Here is a 19,224-nt window from a genome sequence, read left to right as displayed (position 1 = left end):
CAGTCTGTCAGCGTAAACTCGATGGCACGCTGCACCGGGGTCGGAGACCCCCGGCCACACAGAACGAGGTCAGATGGTCTCGAGTCCCCGGCCAACTTGTGGAGAGTGGCCTGGGGTAACCCGCTCCTAGCGGCTGGCCATGGTTTGCTTTGACAATTTGATGTGTTTAAAATATCAAATCACTAAAAATGGTCATGTCAATATTTTAATCGAGCAAACGGTAAGGACTTTGACGGTACGTCGACCGCGGAAACGGGGGGTGCGAATGGGCGGCATGGGGTCGGGGCAGCGCCTGGGACTAGGACCGGTATTCGTCTACGAGTGGAGAATCTCGTCAAGACGCTGGCAAGGGTACGCCCTCCGCTCGCTGTTCGTCGCGTCGCTGCTGGCTGCCTTGGTTGTCGTTTGGTCGGGCCGAGCCGGCGGTCCGATCGCGCCTTCGCTTCGTGGGCTGGCGGAGGTTGCCGAACTCTTCTTCAAGGCGATGGTCGGTACGCAACTGGCTGTCGTCCTTCTCGCCGCCCCGGCCGTGACGGCTGGAGCCATCTGTCTCGACCGGGCACGGGGGACGTTGATGTATCTGCTTTTGACTGACCTTTCCGACGCCGAGATCGTTCTGGGTAAGCTCGCCGCGCGGCTCGTCCCGGTAATCTCGATGGTCGTCTGCGTCTTCCCGGTCATGACGCTCCTCACCCTTTTGGGGGGCGTCGACTCCGATGCGCTGCTGGGGGCGCTCATCGTCACGCTTGGCGTGGCCGTGCTCGGGAGCAGCCTGGCACTGGCCTTCTCGCTCTGGGTGGGGAAGACTCACGAAGCGTTGCTCGGCACCTACGCCGTCTGGGGCCTCTGGCTGCTCGGTCCGATGATGGTGACCTCGCTCGGCGGGACCATGGGTGTCTCGGTTTGGATACCTCCGACGTCCGCCAACCCGTTCCGACTGGCGTTTGCGCCCTATCTCGCACCCGATTCCGTCGGCTTGAGCGATTACTTGGCGTTCCTGGGCGTGACGTGGGCGCTCTCGGCCGGGCTGACCACCCTGGCTGTCATTCGCTTGCGGGCCGTCTGTACGCGGGATGGAGGCCGGCGGAGATGGTGGCGGCGGGCTGTTCCCTTGAGGTTGCCAATTCCGGGGCTCGGAGGAATGCGAAACCTGGTTTCGCGGTTGCCGGCGCCGTCGCTCGACTTCAATCCCGTGCTCTGGCGTGAGTGGCACCGAAACCGGCCGACAATTTTGATTCGTGCCGTCACCGCCTTGGTCGTGGTGACGACGTTGGTTTTCAGTCTGGTGACGGTCGCCACCGGAACGCCCAAGGCGGCGCAACTGATCAATGGATTTCTGATTTCCATTGGCCTCCTCTGCCTGAGCGTGACAGCGTCGACCTCACTGGCCGAGGAGCGGGCGCGCGGCAGCCTTGATGTTTTGATGGCAACCCCGTTGTCCACCCGGGAGATCGTGCTCGGTAAGTGGCTGGGCGCGTTTCGCTTGGTGCCCCTGCTTGCGATCCTCCCCAGTCTAGTTACCTTTGCGGTAACGGGGTGGAACGGGATGAAATGGCTGGTGGCGATCCTGCTCACCGTCTACGTGATCGCCGTGGGCGCGGCCGTCACCAGTCTTGGGGTCACGCTGGCGACCTGGTGCACGAGGCTGGGCCGGGCCGTCGGCTTGGCCGTTGCAATCTACGTCATCGTGACGGTCGGTTGGATGTTTCTGGTGATGGCCATGATGAGCCCCCATCCGTACGGCTTTGCTTGTATCGCGGGCAGCCCGTTTTTCGGTCCGATCGTGATCACCTCGCAACTCGAGTCGGCGTCGGTCGACTGGGGCGACGTCGGGGGCGTCGTCCTCTGGATTAGCACCTACGTCCTGGCCTCAGTCGCTCTCCTGGCCGCCACTCTGGCGACATTCGACCACTGCCTCGGCCGGATCAAGAGCAGGCCCTCCGAGTGGAGAGTCCGCTCCTTGAGGCCGGCCGAGCGAGTGCGGACGGAAACGATTCATGATTCGGAATTCGCCCGGAAGTAACCCGGGCGAGCGGGCGCCATCAACCGGCTGAGAGGACTGGTCATTCATCGAAACGGCGGCATGTCATGCACGCACCCAGTCGAAGAATCCGAGTTGTTCGAGGCCCACCCTCAGCGTGACCACCTGCTCTGACGTGAGATTCGAGTGCGGGAGCCGGGCGGGGCCGACTTCAACGCCCAGGAACGACATCACGGTCTTGGCCGCCCCCATGAAGCCGTAGCCGTCCAGGAGGTCGACGAGTTGGACCGAGCGGTATTGCTCGGCGCGGGCCTGGGCCAGGTCGCCTTGCGCGAAGGCGGCCAACACCCGGTGATAGAGTGGGGCGGCAAAGTTATAGGTGCTGCCGACGGCGCCCGATGCGCCCAGGGCAAGCGCTCCCAGCAAGGTTTCATCCGAACCCCAAGGGACGTCGAAACGACCGTTTTGTGAATGAAGGCATTGCTGATAGGCCATCAAGTCGGGATTCGTGAACTTGAGGCCCGCCAACGTTGGCACCGTCGCGGAGGCCAGGTCCAGGAAGGCGGGCATGCTGAGCCGCACTCCGGTCATACTGGGAATGTCGTAGAAGTAGAACGGCAAAGCAGGGGCGGCGGCGGCGATCTCCGCGCAACAGGCGACGAGAGTTTGCACGTCCTTGGGCTTGAAGTAGCTCGGGGAGAAGGCCGCGATGGCGGCAACCCCCAGCGACTGGGCGTGCGCGGCGAGCGTGCGGGCGTCGGCGAGACAATTGGAACCGACGTGGACGACCACGCGGAGCTCCGAGCCCTGGGCCACCTCACTCCAACGCTGCGCCAGTGTCAGGCGTTCCTCGACGGCGAGTGAATGACTCTCGCCGGTGGTTCCGCCGATGAAGACGGTCTTGACGCCGGTGCCGAGCAGATGCTCGGCCTGACGCGCCACGACGGCGAGGTTGAGTTGACCGTCAGCCTGAAACGGTGTGTGGGTCGCGGCGATCAGACCGCTCAGCTTGATTGACATCCTCAGGAATCCTTTGGAGCGAGGTCGGGTCGAGGGTGGATCATCAGGACGATTGCCACGGAGAACAACGCGATCCCCGCGAAGATCCCGAAGATGACGGCCAGGGAAACATGTTGGTCACGCAACAAACCAAAGCCCCAGTCGGCGAACCCACCGCAACTGATACTGACCAGGTTCATGAAGCCATATCCCGTGGCGCGGAGCTCGGGCCGTACGATCTGGGAGAGGATCGGCATGTTGTTGCAATCGAAGAATCCCCAGCCGATGCCGTAGAGAATCAGGAAGCCGACCGCGAACCCGAGGCGTTCCGAGAGACCGACGCCGAACAGCGCGGGCAGGAAGAGAATCATCCCGATCGCGCTGACGAAGATCCGTCCCCGCTCGGAGCGTCGCATCCAGAGATCCGCCATCCAGCCGCCGATCCCGACGCCGATCAAGGATGCGAGCTGCACCGGGATCACGGCGTAGACACCGGCTTTCCCTTGGTTGAGGTTGAATCGTTCCCGGAGGATATCCGGCATCCAATCCTTCACGACCCATCCGGCAAGTGCGGGTAAGGTGAAATAAATCACCAGAAGGAGATAGCCTCGATTCTTCACCAGCTCGGCCCAAGCCCGAAACAATGAGGTCGGGTGGCGTTTTTGGGAGGCCGGCGACTGTGGCGGATCGCGCAATAACCAGAAGAGCGGCAGGGAGTAGAGGATTCCGACGACCCCGCAGGTCTGGAACGCGAACCGCCAACCGAGGTTGGGTTGATCCGCCACATGCCCCGCGAAACCGCCGAGGACGATCCCGGCGTAGATCCCCATCTGGTGGATGCCGACGGCCCGCGACCGGGTCGAACCGCGGTGGAAGTCGGTGATCAGCGCCAGGGCGGCCGGGATGTAGAAGGCTTCGCTGATTCCCATCAAGGCGCGGGTGGCAACCAGGCCGTCGTAGGTCGTCACGTAGCCGGTGGACCAGGTCACCGCCGACCAGACGAACAGGCTGGCGATGATCACGAGCCGCCGGCTGTATCGGTCGGCGATGTAGCCGCCGATCGGGCTCAGGAATGCGTAGACCCATTTGAAGGAGCCGAGCATGAAGCCCCAGTTTTCCCGCGAGCCGATGTCGGGGATGTCCGTCATCATCGACATCTTCATCGCGGCGAGCATCTGCCGGTCGAGGTAGTTGAGCAGGGCAACCGGGGCGAGCAGCGCGACCGCCAGCCAGGCCGCGCGGCGGAGTCCTTGAGAATCGGTCGAGACGGTTTCGGCATGCATAGGGGATTCACCGAGGGAGAGAATAAGAACTCTGCGCCATCAGTCCTCGTTGCGATCGGCACGAGCCTTACCGTGAGTCAGCCAATCGAGGGTGACCCGGGCGAAGACGATCCGGTTCGCTCCCTCAGCCTCGTAGAGACAGCCGATGGACCCGTCGGGCAGTGCGGTCAGGCAGGAGTAGCCGAAGCTCCCTGCGCAGAGGACGCGATGGACAGGCCACGATACACCTTCGTCGTCACTTAGGAAGAGAGTGCCGTTCTCGCGTTTGGTACTTTGTGGTCCCGAGAAGAGAAGTCGGCCGATTCCGCCGGCCGCGGGGTCGGTGTAACGGTAGATCGAGGCCATGCAACTCGGGTCGATCAGGTCCGGGACATCCTCGACGTTCGACCAGGTGAGACCGCCGTCGCGACTGAGGCAGGTTTTCCGGACTGCCTTGCCAGCCCAACGCCGGACGTTGAACCGAATCGAGCCGTCGTTCAGCTCGACGAACTGGGCCTCGTTGACGGTGCTCGTTTTTCCACCCTTGGCGTTGGGGGTGTCGATCAGACCACCCGGTGCCACGTCACCCATCGCCCAGGTCTTGCCTTGGTCATCGCTATAGACGGCGTAGATGTTCCAAAGCCCAAACGGTCCCTCGTTCATCGGGAACAGGAGTCGGCCGGCGTGGGGGCCGTGACGGAGCTGGATCCCGAGTCCAGGGCCGCTGGCGATGGTCGTTACCCCGACGGCTCGCTTGGTGAGGCCGGTCACGTCACGGGGCTTCGACCAGGTCAGACTATCGTCATTACTCATGATCAAGTGATTGCGCACGATCCGGTCACCCTCGTGACCCGGTTCAACCGCCTTGCTCCGCTCGCTCACATTCGCCGGGAAGGATTGGTACATCAATAAGAGTTGGCCGTGTTCGCGTTCGACCACGATGCAAGGGTTATTGAGCGATCGGTCGCCAGCGTCGGCAACCACCGCGATCGGTCCCCACGACTTGCCACCGTCCTGGCTCCGTTTCAGGACGAGCTTGTTCTTGGCCTGATCGGCGTTGGCCGCGCGTCCTTCCGCGAAGGCGACCAGCGTCCCTTGGTTGGTCACCACGACGGCCGGGATCCGGATCGACTTGAACCCGTCAGTCTTCGGGACAAAGACGTCGGTTGTCGTCGGCTCCGTCCCGCTGCTCCGGATCGAAGCGATCAAACAGAGGAACAGGCCCCAGCAAAGACCTCGCATGACGGACGCTCACTTTGGGGTGGTGGGGATCAATCGTCGTCTTGCTTTGTCGGGGTTGGGTTGCGATCGCTCGCAGAAAGATGGCGGAGGACCGAATCTCGGCCGGAACGGATGTGGGCCGTCATCCAGCGGGTCGCCTGCTCCATGTCGCGTTCCGCCAAGATCACCAGGAACGCGTCGTGCTGGCGCACGGTCGCCTCGGCCAAGGCGTGCGTGAGCAGCCGGGGGGCGGCCTTCTGGGCCGCGAAAACCTGGGCGATCACCCGGATCTCCTTGACCACCTTCACGAGCCAGCGGTTGTGCGAGCCCGCCACCAATCGGGTGTGGAACTCCTCTTCGTCTTCCAGCCAGCGCTCGAATTGAGGACGCGAGGCGTGCTGGCCAGGCGGAATCGCCGCGGCGACCTGACGCAATCGTGCGCAGATCGCCTGCAAGTCCCCGAGCAAATGGTCGTTCGCGAATCGAGCGGCTTGCACCGCCGCCATGACTTCCAGGGCCTCGCGCACGTCATAGAGCTCCCCGAGCTCGTTCGGGTCGGGAGCCCGGACGAAGGCGCCGGCCCCCGGTGTGAAGTCCAGCAGCCCCTCGCTGACCAGCCGGCCGATCGCCTCCCGAACCGGGATCGTACTCGTCCCCAACTCGGCGGCGAGGGTCCGGTTGACCAGCCGCGTTCCGGGTCGAAGCCTCCCCGAACGCAGCCTCTGGTGTAGTTGCTCGTACACGCGTTGCGCGAGAGACACCTGGTCCACATCGGCCTCGTTCAAGGGCTCGAATTGATTTGGTATACCACGATATATCGTCGGAGAAAGGGGATGGCAAGGGGGCAGTGGGCCGGGATTTCCCGTTTGGCCGGTGCACACTTGACCGGGTCGGGGCGGCCCCGTCCAATAACGTGCAACGGTTCCGGGTGGTCGGGTCGAGTGGGCGGAGATCACTCGACGGGGAGCGAATCGAATGATGACTCGACGGGTTGATCACATGAAGAAATTCGCCTTGATCGCAACGATCGTGGTTTGCGGCCCCATGGGGTTGGCGGCCGCGCCGTTGTCGCTGCCGAGGAGTACGCCGGAGTCTCAAGGGGTGTCGTCCCCGGGGATCCTCGCGTTTGTCACGAAGGCCGACCAGACGATCGACGCGATGCACAGCGTCATGGTGGTGCGCCACGGCCATGTCGTGGCCGAAGGCTGGTGGGCACCTTACGACGCGGCGGCACGCCACTCACTTTATTCGTTGAGCAAGAGTTTCACCTCCACGGCCGTGGGCTTGGCGGTCGCGGAAGGGAAGCTGAGCGTTGATGATCGCGTGCTGTCGTTTTTTCCCGATGATGCCCCGGCTGCGCCGAGCGATCACCTCAAGGCAATGCGGATCAGCGACCTCTTGCGGATGTCTACGGGCCACCAGGCTGAGCCGAACCTCGGTCCGCTTCTGCCGCAGCGCAAGGCCTCTTCCCCTGGCAATGAGTCGCCTTGGACCAAGACGTTTCTGGCGCAACCCGTGCCCAACAAGCCCGGCACCCATTTCATGTATAACACGCCGGCCACCTACATGCTTTCCGCCATCGTCCAGAAGACGATGGGCATCACCGTGCTTGACTACCTGAAACCGCGCCTGTTCGATCCGTTGGGGATCGAGGACCCGACCTGGGGGACCAGCCCGCAAGGCGTCTCGCTCGGTGGGTACGGGCTGAGCGTGCGTACCGAGGATCTCGCGAAGTTCGGCCAGCTCTACCTTCAAAAGGGGAAGTGGCAAGGGACGCAGTTGGTGCCCGCCGCCTGGATTGAGGCGGCCACCGCGCGGCAGACCTCGAACGGGAGCAATCCGTCGAGTGATTGGGAGCAAGGTTACGGCTATCAGTTCTGGCGCTGTCGTCATGGAGCGTTCCGGGGCGATGGGGCGTTCGGGCAATACTGTCTCGTATTACCCGAGCAGGATGCCGTGATCGCCATCACGAGTAGCGTCAAGGACATGCAGGCCGTTCTGAACCTGGTCTGGGACCAGCTTCTCCCGGCCCTCAAGCCCACGCCGTTGGCCGCCGATCGCGCGGCGGCCGAGACCCTCGAACGCACGCTCAAAGCTCTGTCAATGCGGCCCCAGCAGGGGTCGGGCTCGTCGGGAGCGGGGGCGAAAGTCGCGGGAACGAAGTATCAGTTCCCGACCAATGACCGTGAGCTCGAAGCGATCACGCTCGAACGCGACAGCAAAACGGATGCGGTGACGCTCGTGATGCGGAGCAACGGCGTCGATCAACGGATTGCCTGCGGTCGAGGCGAATGGCGCAAAGGGCGGCTCGCGTTTGGACCCCTTGCCGAGCAACCCGCGGCCGTCAGCGGCGACTGGACCGATGATGATACGTATAAAGCCAAGATCGCGTTCTATGAGACGCCGTTTATGGCAACCATCCGCTTGAAGTTCAGTGAGGGCGAACTCCTCTTCGACTCGGAATCCAACGTGGCGTTCGGACCGACCAAAAGTCCGCGATTGGTCGGCCGGGCCGACTGAAAGAATGACCTCACTCCTGACAAGAGAACCGATGCGAAACCTACGATTCGTCGCCTTGATCGTCCTCGGCACGCTGCGCGTCGCCGACGCCCAGCCCGTCCTGCGGGAATCTGACGTGCTTGTTTATGGCGCGACGCCCGCGGGGGTCTGTGCGGCCGTCGCCGCGGCACGCGAAAGGGCGACGGTCTTGCTCCTCGAACCAAGCGATCACGTCGGCGGGGTGAATTCGGGCGGCCTTTGCTTTAGCGACTCCAATCAGATGGCACGGGTCGCGCTCCGTGGGTTGTTCGAGGAGTTTCACCAGCGGATCGAGGACGACTATCAGCGCCGCGGGATCCAGTTACCTTACTCCGTGACGCAAAAAGATCAGAAGGTTTGGACCTATGAACCGCACGTTGCCGCGCGGGTGATCGACGCGATGCTCAACGAAGCAGAGGTGACCGTCCTCAAGCGACACCGGTTGGGGACCGTCACAAAAGCGGGAACCCAGCTCAAACGGATTGCGACGACGAATGGCGAGCTCTTTGGTGCAAAGACGTTCGTCGATGCCACCTACGAGGGCGACCTCCTCGCGGCGGCCGAGGTGCATTGGGTGATCGGCCGCGAGGGCCGAAACGAGTTCGGGGAGTCGCTCGCAGGCAAGCAGTATCCCAAACCACCGATCGCCATTTCGGGTCTCGATGCCCAGGGAGCCGTCTTGCCGCTGATCACCACACAGGACGCGGGCTCGGCCGAATCCGGCGACCGCAACGTGATGACTTATAGCTTCCGTCTCTGCCTGACGGCGAACCCTGAAAATCGCGTCCCGTTTCCTGAACCGGAGCACTACGACCCCGCGCGGTTCGAGGTGGTCCGACGGTACTTCACGCAGGAAAAGAAGCCGATCCTACTCTGGGATCTCTATCCCTTGCCAGGCGGTAAGGTCGACGCCAACAATGGCATTGGTAAACAGTTTTCGATGGGGATCATCGGCGGCGGAAATGCGTGGTGTGAGTCCGACCCGAAGGAACGCACGCGACTCTGGGAAACGCACAAGCAGTACACCCTCGAACTGTATCGATTTCTGACCACCGACCCCGCGGTGCCCCGGAACCTGCGCGAGTCACTGGCGAAATACGGCCTTTGCAAGGATGAGTTCGCCGCGACCGACCATTGGTCACCCCAGCTTTACGTGCGCGAAGGGCGCCGGATGCGCGGCGCCTATGTGTTGACCCAGGCCGATATCCTCACGAATGGTGTGAAGTCCGACCCGATCGCCGTCGCGTCGTTCCCGATCGACTCGCACGACTGCCAACGCGTTGCGCGGGGCGCGAACGAGGTGATCACCGAAGGGACGATCTTCCCGGTTCGTCTCAAGGGCCTGAGTCGGGGACAGGCCTATCAGGTCCCCTATCGCTCCATCACGCCCAAGGCCGACGAGTGCACGAACTTGCTCGTTCCGGTGGCGCTCTCCGCCTCGCATGTCGCCTACAGCTCGATTCGCGTGGAACCATCCTGGATGACGATCGGCCAGAGCGCCGGGATCGCCGCGGCCTTGGCGGCGAAACGCGATCAGCCTGTCCAGCAATTGGAGTATCTGACTTTGAAAGAGCGGATGCTTGCTCAGAAGCAGGCGCTTGAACTTCCTTGAATGTCAGGGAGCGAAAGGTTTTTGCTGGGTGGCTCGTCCCACCACCCACGGTGGATTCGTTGCGAGTCGCGCACCTCGGGGTGGCGGGAGTTCGTACTCGGACTCCAGTCACCCCGAGGTGGCGCACGGGTTGGCTACAACCCATGGCATCCAGGGCTTGCACATGATTCAATGCAAGGAAGGGCCAGGTGCTCGCTCACCGCACTCCCGATCAGCGGCGCCAGATTCGCGTTGCCGAATGCTTGAGTTTACGGGTACGAATTTTGCGAGCTTTCAGTCGCTCAACGTTGCGGGCGATCGCCCCTTACCAGCCTCGAGCGGGACGAAAGGGCTCGTCACCGCGGTCTCTGCCTTGAGCGTGGGGAGGTGGGGTAAGTCCTGTGGATTCGCACCGGGCACCCACTCGGCGGCCGTGCCGTCCGATAGGCAGAAGTACAGGACAAACAGGGGGAGGACGGCAACGATTAGGCGTCGAGTCGAGTGATTGACATACAATCGGTGCATCTTCGATTCTCGTTCTTTTTTTCCAGTCAGGGAAATACGCCGGACTCCATCGTCTCCAGCTAGTCAATGCTATCTCAGGATTTCATGGCCGACGTCCAAAATGTGATTCTGGAGATTGATTGGATCGATGCGTGTTGCTTCTCCGCCACTTCGAGCGATGTTTTGTGCGTTCTTGAGCGACTTCGTGCTTCGAACTCAGTGAGGAAACTGCGGGCGAAACGCTTGAGTGAGGGAAATTTCCTCCTTTGGGATACCGCCGGGGAGGCTCGAATCGCGGCATCCTGTTTCGCGCTCGGTGGCGTTGCCAGAGAGTGCGGGTGTCGCACGCGCATCCGTTTGTTGAGCGCGGAGTCGTGGTTCGGCGACTGACTTTGGAAAACCAGGAGAATGAGACGCAAGGCTGTGTACGATCCCCGAGACCGCGCAAGTATCCGGGTATGGGGAACGCAACGATGATGGGACCGACTGATCTCGAAGAGCTCCTGCGTCGGGCCGGGGATGGCGACGAGGGAGCGGTGACCGAGCTTTTCGACCGCTATCGGAAGCGGTTGAGACAGATGATCCGCCTGCGCCTTGACCGTCGGCTTCAGGGGCGCGTTGACCCTTCCGACGTGCTCCAGGATGCCTACATTGATCTGACCGAGCAGCTTCCCGCGTATTTCGCGCGGCCGGAGTTACCGTTCTTTCTCTGGCTACGGTTGCTGGCGGGACAGCGCTTGATGCGGGTCCACCGCCATCACCTGGGCGCCGCGATGCGAGACGCCGGTCGCGAGGTTTCCCTGTACAAAGGGGCGTTGCCACAGGCCAGTTCGGTCTCGCTCGCCGCTCAACTGCTCGGTCGGTTCACCTCGGCCAGCCAGGCGGCCGTTCGCGCCGAGCGACAACTCCAACTGCAAGCCGCCATCAATGGAATGGACGAGATCGACCGGGAGATGATCGCGCTTCGCCACTTCGAGGAGTTGAGCAACGGTGAGGTCGCCGAGATCCTCAGCCTTTCGAAGGCCGCCGCGAGCAATCGCTACGTTCGTGCCATGGTTCGACTCCAGACCATTCTCGAAAGCCTGCCCGGCTTTCTGGACCGGCCCGGCGAATAGCTGAGCAAGCAAGCAGGGGGACCACATCTATGAGAGTTCGTCGTTGGTTTCGTCCCGTCGTGTTGGATGACCTCGAGTGCCGCGTCGTGCCGAGCACGGCGAGTGTGGCGTTACCTCCCGCCCTGTTCGGGCATACCGTTCCGCTGCCGCCCCAGTTGCAAAATGGCGGTCAAGCTCAGGAGGCGTTCGACGCGTTCCGCCAGCGCTACGCCCAAGCGATTCAGACCGTGTTGCTCGGTCCCGGGCCCAATGGTTCGATCGATCCCGAAGCCAATCGGGAGGCCTTCGATGCTGTTGTCAAGCAGGCGCTGACGTCACTCACGAGCCAGCTTGTTCAGTCCCTGGGCAACGTCTCACTCAATTCGCCCGAGGTCGCTCAGGTCGTCGACGCGATTCTCGGTGACGGGCCGGATAGCCTTGAAAATCAGTTGCTCGGGCTCTCCACGGCGACGATCGTCCAGGACGCCGCGGCGGGGACGCTCACGGGTGACACGCTCCATACCATCGTTCAGGCCGCGACCCAGGTGACACAGTCGGTCGTCAATGGACCCAACTCGCCCCTGGTCATTCAGGCGATCGTGCCCGCGACCACGGCCGTGGTCACGTCGGGTAACGACGATGCGACGATCGAGCTGTCCTCACAAAGCCTGACCGGGGTCCGCAATGCCTTCTCAGAATTTATGGATGATTACTATCAGGAAGTAAAGAATATTTTGCTGGCGCCTGACCCGCATGGCAAAATTGATCCGGCGGCGAGCCGTCCGGATTTCGACGCCAAGATCACGGTCTCCTTGCAAGCGTTGCTCGACGAAGTCTCCGAGAGTGGGGCGTTCCGCCGAGCCACGCGGGAGCAGACGGCCGGGATTCAGGAGCAGATCCTGGGCAACGATTCGAGCAGTCTCAAGAATCAACTGGCCGCGCTTGCCAGCCCGGCGGGTCGTGAAGCCACGTTGGTCCGTGACTTCACCTTGGGCTCGTTCCGAACCATCGTCGGCCTGTTCACGCGAATCTCCGAAGGAATCTCAGGAACTTGACCGCCGCAGTGGGCTCAGGTCACCTTGTAGTGATGGAACTGGAACCCGGTGGGGTCAGGCTTTTGACTGAGATTGGTTTACGGACGCCTTCCGATGAATGACCCGTCAGCAGACTCGAACCCGCTCGGAGCGCTCGCCGAGGAGTTCCTCGACCGTCGCTTTCGCGGCGAGCGACCGACCGTCGCCGAGTATGCGGAAAAGTATCCGGAACTGGCCGATCAGATCCGCGCGTTCTTCCCGGCCCTGATGGTGGTTGAAGATCTCAAGCCAAGAGACGAGGACCTGACCCACTCGTTGTTCGGTGGTCTCCGACCCATCCGCGGACTCGGCATGGATCGACTCGGTGACTTCCGGATCATCCGCGAGGTCGGGCGCGGAGGAATGGGGGTTGTCTATGAGGCGGAACAGGAGTCGTTGAGTCGCCGGGTGGCGCTGAAGGTGTTGGGATCGCCGTCGCTGCTCGACCCGAAGCGATTGGCCCGATTTCATCGTGAGGCCAAGGCGGCCGCGCGACTCCATCATACGAACATCGTCCCGGTCTTTGGAGTCGGCGAGGTCGACGGGGTCCATTACTACGTGATGCAGTTCATCTTGGGCGCGGGGCTCGACGAGGTCCTGGATGACGTGCGACGGCTCCAAGCCTTGAAGCTGGGGCAGCCCTCCTCGGCGCCGCCGCCGGATCCGGTCCGGGAGCCGTCGGCAAGTGTCGCTCACTCGCTCTTGAATGGACCTTCGGTTCCGCGGTTGGAGTCCGACGCGCTGAAGGGAAGCGCACGGCCGTCGACGCTCTCGGATTCCAGCGACCCTTCCGTCATTGTGGGACCGTCCGCGCTTTCGGTTGCGAGCGAAACGGGGTCGAGCTATGCCCGCAGTATCGGCCGGATCGGTGCCCACGTGGCCGAGGCATTGGGGTATGCCCACGAGCAGGGGATCCTGCATCGGGACATCAAGCCCTCGAACATCTTGCTCGACAACCACGGGACTCCCTGGGTCACCGACTTTGGATTGGCCAAGGCCACGGCGGATGAGGATCTGACCCACACCGGCGACATCGTGGGGACGATTCGATACATGGCCCCCGAGCGGTTCCACGGTCGGTGCGATGCGCTCTCCGACGTCTATGCGCTGGGCTTGACGCTGTATGAACTCCTCGCCCGGGCCCCTGCGTTTGAGGGGACCGATCGTAATCAGTTGATCCGTCAGGTCCATCAGGAGGAGCCGACCCGGCTTCGCAAACGGGACCCGACGATCCCGCGGGATCTGGAGACGATCGTGCATAAGGCGATCGAGAAGGATCCGATCCATCGCTATCCCTCGGCCGGCGCGTTGGCCGAAGACCTGCGGCGTTATCTCGAAGATCGTCCGATCCTCGCCCGCCGCGCGACGCTCACGGAGCGAACGCGTCGTTGGAGCCGGCGCAATCGCACGACCGCCGCGCTTGCCGTGACCGCCGTGGGGGCGGTCCTGCTGGCGGCCGTGGTGGGCTGGACGGGATATGTCATGACGACCAGGGCGCTCAGAGGGGAGAGGAATCGGCGGTCGGAGGCCGAAATTGCGACCCAACGCGCACGCGAGGCCACGCGACGCGCGGAAGAAAATGTGGCACTCTCACTCGAGGTTTTCGAAGAACTGTTCGAGAAGCTCGCCGCCAACGACAATCATTTCCTTCCGCCTCCGCCAGGTCTCCCTCGAATGCAACACAAGCCGAACATGGGCCACTCGCCGCCCGGAGTGTCCGTCGACCCGTCCTTGCACGTGCCGTCGCCGATGGACGGGCCGCATGGTCCACCGCCCCCGGGAAAGCCTGAAGAGGACCGGGCCCTGCTTGAAAGCGTGCTGATGTTTTATGACCGGTTCGCACAGCGCAACGCAACCAACCCCAGGCTTCAGGGCGAAGCCGCGTGGGCTTATCGTAAAGTGGGCTCGCTCTATTCCAGGCTCGGCCGCACCCAGGAGGCCGAATCCGCCTACCAACGAGCGATCGACATGTTCGAGGAGCTGATCCTCCAATTCCCCGACGTGGCCGAATATCGCTCCAAGCTGGTTGAAACCTCCATCATGGCCGACCCTTGGTCCGCCCCTCCCGACTCCCTTGAACGGCTCGAGAACCGATTTCGCAGGGCGCAAATCCTCATTGATGAGTTGGGAGACGAGTCGCCCGACAATTTGGGATACATTCAGGAACGTGTTCACGTCTATGCCAAGCTTGGAGCCGTTCTCCATCGCCGCAACCAGGTCGCCGCGGCTTCCGAATGCTATCAACGCGCCATTGAATTAGGAGGATCGCTGATCGATCGCTCTCAGAATTCCCGGCGGGCCCACCTGGATCGTGCGTTCAGTGAAGAGGCCCTGGCTCTGCTTCAATTTCAGCGCGGGCAGAACGAGGAGACTCGGCGGCTCCTCAATGCCGCGGTGGCGGATCTTAAAGCGCTCTCGGAGGAAGAGTCGATGTTCTTTCCCCCTCCCGAGTCGTTCGACACCTTGGCCGAGGCCTTTGCTAGACTGGGCGATACCGAGCGCGCGGACGAAATCAGTCGCTGGGCGGCCGACGCCCGAGCTCGGCCGCGTGGTTTTTCACCCCGACTGGGGCGAGGTCACCGACCTTCTGCGCGGAACACCGATCACTCGTCCCCCTCAAGCGGAGCGGAATTGCCTTAGCGGCCCGGTTGCACCAAGGTCTAAACAAACCCACATGCAATAGGGTTTTGAAATCTTTCGCGACTCCGCAATCTCCGTTTCGTAGTCGCTTTTATGGCGATTCCTGACCCATCAAGACTCAAGGAGATCGGCACAATGGGATCAATGTCCTGGCGAACCAGCGGAGTGATGGCGATTGGCCTGACGCTCGCAATGACGATTGCCGCAGCCAACGCTCAAGGGCCTCCTGGTGGCCCCGGAGGACCGGGAGGACCTGGTGGCCGCGGAGGACCCGGTGGGTTTGGTGGATTTGGCGGTCCTGGTGGGCCGGGAGGACCGTCGCTGGTCATGTCTCCGGAAGTTCAGAAGGAGCTTGGGTTTACCGACAAGCAAGAGGCGCAGATCAAGCGTCTGGCGGCGTCGATGGACCGGAAGCGCCAGGAACTGTTCGCGGAAGCGGGCGCCGAGGGGGGCGATCCACAGGCGATGATGTCGGCGATGGGCAGCCTCCAACGTGAAGCGGAGTCGTCGGTGACCAAGTCGCTCAACAAGCGGCAGAAGGATCGGCTGGCCCAACTCGAGCTTCAGCGTGAAGGACCGTCGGCGCTCGCCCGGAAGGAGATTGCGGCCAAGGTCAAGTTGACCTCGGCACAGAGCAAGAAGGTGAAAACGATCGTTGATGAGATGCGCTCGGAGATGGCCAGTAAGATGCCACGACCGCCAGGCGGTGGTCCTCGTTCGGGAGATGCGGGGGATCCCGCGACGAAAGGGAGCCGTCGTGGTGGTCAGGATAATGCCACGCCCAATGGCGCTGCACCCGGTGACGAAGGAGCTGCTGCCGAGAACGGTGCGCTTGCCGCGGAGAATGGAACTCCGGCAGCCCCAGGAGGAGACCAGGGGGGTAGGCGGTCCCGCGGCGGCGGTCCTGGCGGCGGCGGTCGCCCCAACTTCGATACTGCCGCGTTTCGCGAGCAGTTTGCCAAGATGCGCGAGGCTGTCGAGAAGATTCGTACAACCGCGTCCGAGAAGATCAACGAGGTTCTCAACCCGGAGCAAAAAACCGCATACGAGAAATTGCTCGGTAAGCCGTTTGACTTCTCGAAGATCCGTTCTGGTGGCCCTGGAGGTCCCGGTGGCTTTGGTGGGGGTGGATTCGGCGGCCCCGGAGGTCCTGGCGGCCCCGGAGGCTTTGGCGGTGGCGGTGGCGGCGGTGGCGGTGGTGCCGGCGGCGCTGGTGGTGCCGGCGGTCCTGGAGGTGCTGGCTCAAATGGGGGAGGACGGGCTACGGACGAGCCTTGATTGAGGTTGGTCACAACGGCAATTGATTTGCAGAAAAGAACATAATGACAATCGAGGAAAATTGATGATGCGTGACAACGAGATTTTGAGCCGGCGTGTTTTTCTTGGTACGTGCGCGGCAGGCGCTGCCTTGTTCACGACGCGTGGGCTCTTTGCCGAGCAGCTTGCACTCACTCCTTCGCGGACCGAAGGCCCGTTCTATCCGGATCGGCTGCCGTTGGACACCGACAATGACCTGATCATTGTCAATGATGGGATTACGCCGGCCGTGGGGGAGATCACCCACCTGACCGGTCGCATCCTCAGTGAAACGGGTTCTCCGATCCGCAACGCGACGATCGAGATCTGGCAGTGCGACGCCAACCAGGTCTATCTCCACACGGGCGATAGCGACGGCAAGCGGGATCAGCAGGACAAGAACTTCCAGGGGTTCGGCCGGTTCACGACCGGGTCGACCGGAGAATACTACTTCCGGACGATCAAGCCGGTTCCCTATCCTGGCAGGCCGGCCCCACATATTCATATCAAGGTCAAGAAGGGGGGGCGGGAGCTTCTCACCACCCAACTGAACATTGCCGGTCATCCTGGGAATGAGGTTGATGGTGTGGTGCTGGGTGGGATCGGCGTGTTTGACCGGGAACTCTTGATGGCCGAATTCAAGCCGATCAAGGAATCCAAGATCGGTGAATTGGCCGCCCATTTTGACCTGATTCTCGGCCGGACTCCGGACGAGAGCGCATTCAAGCCGAAATCGAGCTCATCGCGTTGACGGCGGGACATTCTGGATTTTGACTCACCATTCGCCAGGGAACGAGTGTGAATATGCGAACGCATATCTGGATTGCATCAGCACTGGGATTATTGGTCGCGGCCTCGGCTTCGATCGCGACGGCTCAGGGGCCGGGCCGTGGACGAGAGGACGGCCCCCGATCGGGGAACACGAACGACCTCGTGGCCCGGATGATGGTGTTCGACAAAGATCAGGACGGAGCGTTGTCGAAGGCCGAAGTCACGGATGAACGATTGCACCGACTCTTCGACCGAGCGGACGAAAACAAGGATGGTTCCGTCACCAAGGAAGAACTCACCACTCTGGAGAGCAAAGCACCGGCCGCCAGGCCGGACGGCCCTCCCGGTGGGGGGCCGGGCGGGTTCATGAGGGGCGGATTCCGCCCCGGCGACGTCTTGCCGGCGATGCTCCAAGACCGACTGGAACTCAGCGCCGACCAGAAGAAACAACTCGCCGCCCTTCAGAAAGAAGTCGACGCTTCGCTCGCGAAGATCCTGAACGACGAACAGAAGGCGCAGCTCAAAGCAATTCGCGAACGTGGCCCTGGCGGCCCCGGCGGTCCCGGCGGACGTGGTCGCCTGGAGTACGATCGGCTTCGTCTTCCTGCTGATCGACCTCAGTAATGGGAGACCTATGAGAAATTGGTGATCGTTGCGGTTGCCAATGGATTGTGTACGCGCTCGTCCTATCAGGATATCGTCAATCTGCCTACGGGAACACTTGCCAGCGGGGTAATGCCGCCTTGGCCAGCCCCTTCTGGTCTGGCCAAGGCGGGATTTTCAGAGACTGTCGTCAAGGGACCTGATTTCCGCCCGGATTCATCAACCCAGTGCCGTTGCTACACTGTCAAAAGAACCGCCCATTCGACGGCCCAAAGCCAGGGAGCTCACGCTCCCCGCTCGCCTTTCAGAGGCGAGCGAAATTCATGGAACCACGATCGGTGCCGTCCCTTACTCGTTGGTCTTCGCTCGCCTCTGAAAGGCGAGCGGGGAGTGTAAGCTCCCTGTCTTCCGACGGACGAAGCGCCCCTATCACGTGGCGACCGTCTCGTATCTCACACCACAAAGACTGCGTCATCCGACGGAGAACCGCTGTAGGAACGGGTCTGCGCGTCCGTCCGTCTGCCAGTTGAACTCCTCCGCGGGATGGCCCATCGATCAGCTCTTTGGGACAGGGGTGAACGTGGAATTTCGGATCCTCCTCTTGACGTTTGGCCTGACAATTCTCGGGTTGCTGGCTGCCGCTGCGCTCTACCTCAAACGGCTGGATCAGCGTCTCTCGGTTCAGATCATGGATTCCCTCCGCAACGGAGCGTCACCGACTCAGATCGAAGACCAGCTTGTTGCCGGTAAGATCGATCGTCAATATGCCGTGGACTTGATCCGTAAGGTGATCCAACAGTCGGATTTCGCGTCGCTTGTCGTTTTGACCGACCCGGCTACGCAGTCAATTTGTGCGAATGCGCCAAATCAAGGCATGGGATCTCGAGAAGAGGATGGCCCATTCTTCAACGCCTCGATACCCTGGATGGACGAACTCGAATGGCTCGCCACGCACGATTCGAGTTCGATGTTGTTTTTCCTGTTTGAGCACCCCTCTTACAGTGAACGAAAGATGCGGTTGTTTGCCGTCGCATGCTATGAGCAGGTTGCTGAATTCCAGTTCGCCGACCCTTTGTTTGAAGCCGAGCTCGACGCGGTCGAAAAGTATGCAGACAGCCTCATTAGCAAGGAAGAGCTGCTGGCCGTCTCGCTGGTTCACTACCGCGCCTTGTTCCCCAATGAAGAGGAATCAGCGCTTCGGATGGTCGTCAACGAGGCGGACTATGCTCTCGAGCTTGCTGAAAAGGCGGTGGGGCTTGCCCGGATCGGCGGTCCCCACGGTGAGGATCGGGCTTGGCCGGCGGGTGTGGCCGAGAGCCGCCAGGCCCTCCTGATCCTCGACCTTTTCGGCAATATCTTTCAACCCGTGACGATTGATGAATCATGGTTGTTAGCGAACGACCGGGCGGTCCCGAAGCTGGCTCAGGCGATCTACGAGGAACGCGCGTTTGCGGACTTGCCCGTCCTGGCGGATGTCCTTGAACAAGCCGGCTGCCACGATCCCGAAATCCTCGCTCACTGCCGACAGCAGCGCGAGCATTATCGAGGGTGCTGGGTCCTGGATTTGCTGCTCCGAAAGACGTAAACGAGGGCTGTTCTCGATCAACCTGCCCCTGACGCTTCGAACTCACGAACCCTTGGTACGCCAATT

Annotated in this window: 15 protein-coding genes; 10 read left to right on the top strand and 5 right to left on the bottom strand. The window is 62.0% G+C overall.

Annotated features, from left to right (window positions below; all coding sequences use genetic code 11):
* Positions 1-265: 265 nt before the first annotated feature.
* Positions 266-2,023, top strand: a complete 1,758-nt coding sequence (locus BUS42_RS34615; RefSeq protein ID WP_254054033.1) for an ABC transporter permease — start codon at positions 266-268, stop codon at positions 2,021-2,023.
* Between the two features lie 63 nt (positions 2,024-2,086).
* On the opposite strand, the gene BUS42_RS34610 is transcribed toward BUS42_RS34615, so the two are convergent.
* The 4 genes from BUS42_RS34610 to BUS42_RS34595 are packed head-to-tail and all read right to left on the bottom strand — an operon-like array spanning position 2,087 to position 6,233.
* On the bottom strand, positions 2,087-3,001 hold the full coding sequence (locus BUS42_RS34610; protein ID WP_074314742.1) for a dihydrodipicolinate synthase family protein: 915 nt from the start codon (positions 2,999-3,001) through the stop codon (positions 2,087-2,089).
* Positions 3,002-3,003: 2 nt separating this feature from the next.
* Positions 3,004-4,263: an MFS transporter gene (locus BUS42_RS34605; protein WP_074314740.1), complete on the bottom strand. Its 1,260-nt coding sequence runs from the start codon at positions 4,261-4,263 to the stop codon at positions 3,004-3,006.
* 39 nt (positions 4,264-4,302) lie between these two features.
* Positions 4,303-5,484 carry a sialidase family protein gene (locus BUS42_RS34600; protein ID WP_083670983.1) on the bottom strand — a complete coding sequence of 394 codons (1,182 nt, stop codon included), beginning with the start codon at positions 5,482-5,484 and terminating at the stop codon, positions 4,303-4,305.
* 29 nt (positions 5,485-5,513) lie between these two features.
* Entirely contained in the window at positions 5,514-6,233 is a 720-nt protein-coding gene (locus tag BUS42_RS34595) for a GntR family transcriptional regulator (protein WP_074315714.1), read from the bottom strand.
* A 205-nt stretch (positions 6,234-6,438) separates the two neighbouring features.
* Between BUS42_RS34595 and BUS42_RS34590 the strand changes: the two genes are divergently transcribed.
* Together BUS42_RS34590 and BUS42_RS34585 are read left to right on the top strand one after the other, a co-directional pair.
* Complete coding sequence (locus BUS42_RS34590; protein ID WP_254053982.1) at positions 6,439-7,983, top strand: serine hydrolase domain-containing protein; 1,545 nt, start codon at positions 6,439-6,441, stop codon at positions 7,981-7,983.
* 31 nt (positions 7,984-8,014) lie between these two features.
* On the top strand, positions 8,015-9,613 hold the full coding sequence (locus BUS42_RS34585) for an FAD-dependent oxidoreductase (protein WP_074314738.1): 1,599 nt from the start codon (positions 8,015-8,017) through the stop codon (positions 9,611-9,613).
* Positions 9,614-9,886: 273 nt separating this feature from the next.
* Here BUS42_RS34585 and BUS42_RS34580 read toward each other — a convergent pair whose 3' ends face one another.
* On the bottom strand, positions 9,887-10,117 hold the full coding sequence (locus BUS42_RS34580; protein WP_074314735.1) for a hypothetical protein: 231 nt from the start codon (positions 10,115-10,117) through the stop codon (positions 9,887-9,889).
* A gap of 452 nt (positions 10,118-10,569) precedes the next feature.
* Here BUS42_RS34580 and BUS42_RS34570 point away from each other — a divergent pair, with 452 nt between their 5' ends.
* The 7 genes from BUS42_RS34570 to BUS42_RS44500 all read left to right on the top strand — a co-directional run bounded on the left by BUS42_RS34570 (position 10,570) and on the right by BUS42_RS44500 (position 19,158).
* On the top strand, positions 10,570-11,211 hold the full coding sequence (locus BUS42_RS34570; RefSeq protein ID WP_074315709.1) for a sigma-70 family RNA polymerase sigma factor: 642 nt from the start codon (positions 10,570-10,572) through the stop codon (positions 11,209-11,211).
* A gap of 29 nt (positions 11,212-11,240) precedes the next feature.
* Positions 11,241-12,245, top strand: coding sequence for a hypothetical protein (locus tag BUS42_RS34565; RefSeq protein WP_074314730.1), 1,005 nt, complete (start codon positions 11,241-11,243; stop codon positions 12,243-12,245).
* A gap of 93 nt (positions 12,246-12,338) precedes the next feature.
* Entirely contained in the window at positions 12,339-14,903 is a 2,565-nt protein-coding gene (locus BUS42_RS34560) for a serine/threonine-protein kinase (RefSeq protein ID WP_074315706.1), read from the top strand.
* A gap of 327 nt (positions 14,904-15,230) precedes the next feature.
* The gene (locus BUS42_RS42235; protein WP_083670981.1) at positions 15,231-16,181 is read left to right on the top strand and encodes a hypothetical protein; all 951 of its coding nucleotides are present in this window, start codon (positions 15,231-15,233) and stop codon (positions 16,179-16,181) included.
* Between the two features lie 67 nt (positions 16,182-16,248).
* A complete protein-coding gene (locus tag BUS42_RS34550; protein WP_410001731.1) occupies positions 16,249-16,950 on the top strand; it encodes a dioxygenase family protein in 702 nt (233 codons plus the stop codon).
* 53 nt (positions 16,951-17,003) lie between these two features.
* Complete coding sequence (locus tag BUS42_RS34545; protein WP_083670978.1) at positions 17,004-17,594, top strand: EF-hand domain-containing protein; 591 nt, start codon at positions 17,004-17,006, stop codon at positions 17,592-17,594.
* Between the two features lie 559 nt (positions 17,595-18,153).
* The gene (locus BUS42_RS44500; RefSeq protein ID WP_216821112.1) at positions 18,154-19,158 is read left to right on the top strand and encodes a hypothetical protein; all 1,005 of its coding nucleotides are present in this window, start codon (positions 18,154-18,156) and stop codon (positions 19,156-19,158) included.
* Positions 19,159-19,224 lie beyond the last annotated feature (66 nt).

Origin of the sequence: Singulisphaera sp. GP187, from assembly GCF_900129635.1 — a bacterium.
GTDB lineage: Bacteria > Planctomycetota > Planctomycetia > Isosphaerales > Isosphaeraceae > Singulisphaera.
The sequence above is the reverse complement of the archived record's forward strand: the minus strand, read 5'-3'. Positions and strand labels throughout refer to the sequence as shown.

Coding starts and splice junctions, on each gene's coding strand:
- BUS42_RS34615 (WP_254054033.1), top strand. CDS start 266: ATGGGCGGCATGGGGTCGGGGCAGCGCCTGGGACTAGGACCGGTATTC.
- BUS42_RS34610 (WP_074314742.1), bottom strand. CDS start 3,001: ATGTCAATCAAGCTGAGCGGTCTGATCGCCGCGACCCACACACCGTTT.
- BUS42_RS34605 (WP_074314740.1), bottom strand. CDS start 4,263: ATGCATGCCGAAACCGTCTCGACCGATTCTCAAGGACTCCGCCGCGCG.
- BUS42_RS34600 (WP_083670983.1), bottom strand. CDS start 5,484: ATGCGAGGTCTTTGCTGGGGCCTGTTCCTCTGTTTGATCGCTTCGATC.
- BUS42_RS34590 (WP_254053982.1), top strand. CDS start 6,439: ATGATGACTCGACGGGTTGATCACATGAAGAAATTCGCCTTGATCGCA.
- BUS42_RS34585 (WP_074314738.1), top strand. CDS start 8,015: ATGCGAAACCTACGATTCGTCGCCTTGATCGTCCTCGGCACGCTGCGC.
- BUS42_RS34580 (WP_074314735.1), bottom strand. CDS start 10,117: ATGCACCGATTGTATGTCAATCACTCGACTCGACGCCTAATCGTTGCC.
- BUS42_RS34570 (WP_074315709.1), top strand. CDS start 10,570: ATGATGGGACCGACTGATCTCGAAGAGCTCCTGCGTCGGGCCGGGGAT.
- BUS42_RS34565 (WP_074314730.1), top strand. CDS start 11,241: ATGAGAGTTCGTCGTTGGTTTCGTCCCGTCGTGTTGGATGACCTCGAG.
- BUS42_RS34560 (WP_074315706.1), top strand. CDS start 12,339: ATGAATGACCCGTCAGCAGACTCGAACCCGCTCGGAGCGCTCGCCGAG.
- BUS42_RS42235 (WP_083670981.1), top strand. CDS start 15,231: ATGTCTCCGGAAGTTCAGAAGGAGCTTGGGTTTACCGACAAGCAAGAG.
- BUS42_RS34550 (WP_410001731.1), top strand. CDS start 16,249: ATGCGTGACAACGAGATTTTGAGCCGGCGTGTTTTTCTTGGTACGTGC.
- BUS42_RS34545 (WP_083670978.1), top strand. CDS start 17,004: ATGCGAACGCATATCTGGATTGCATCAGCACTGGGATTATTGGTCGCG.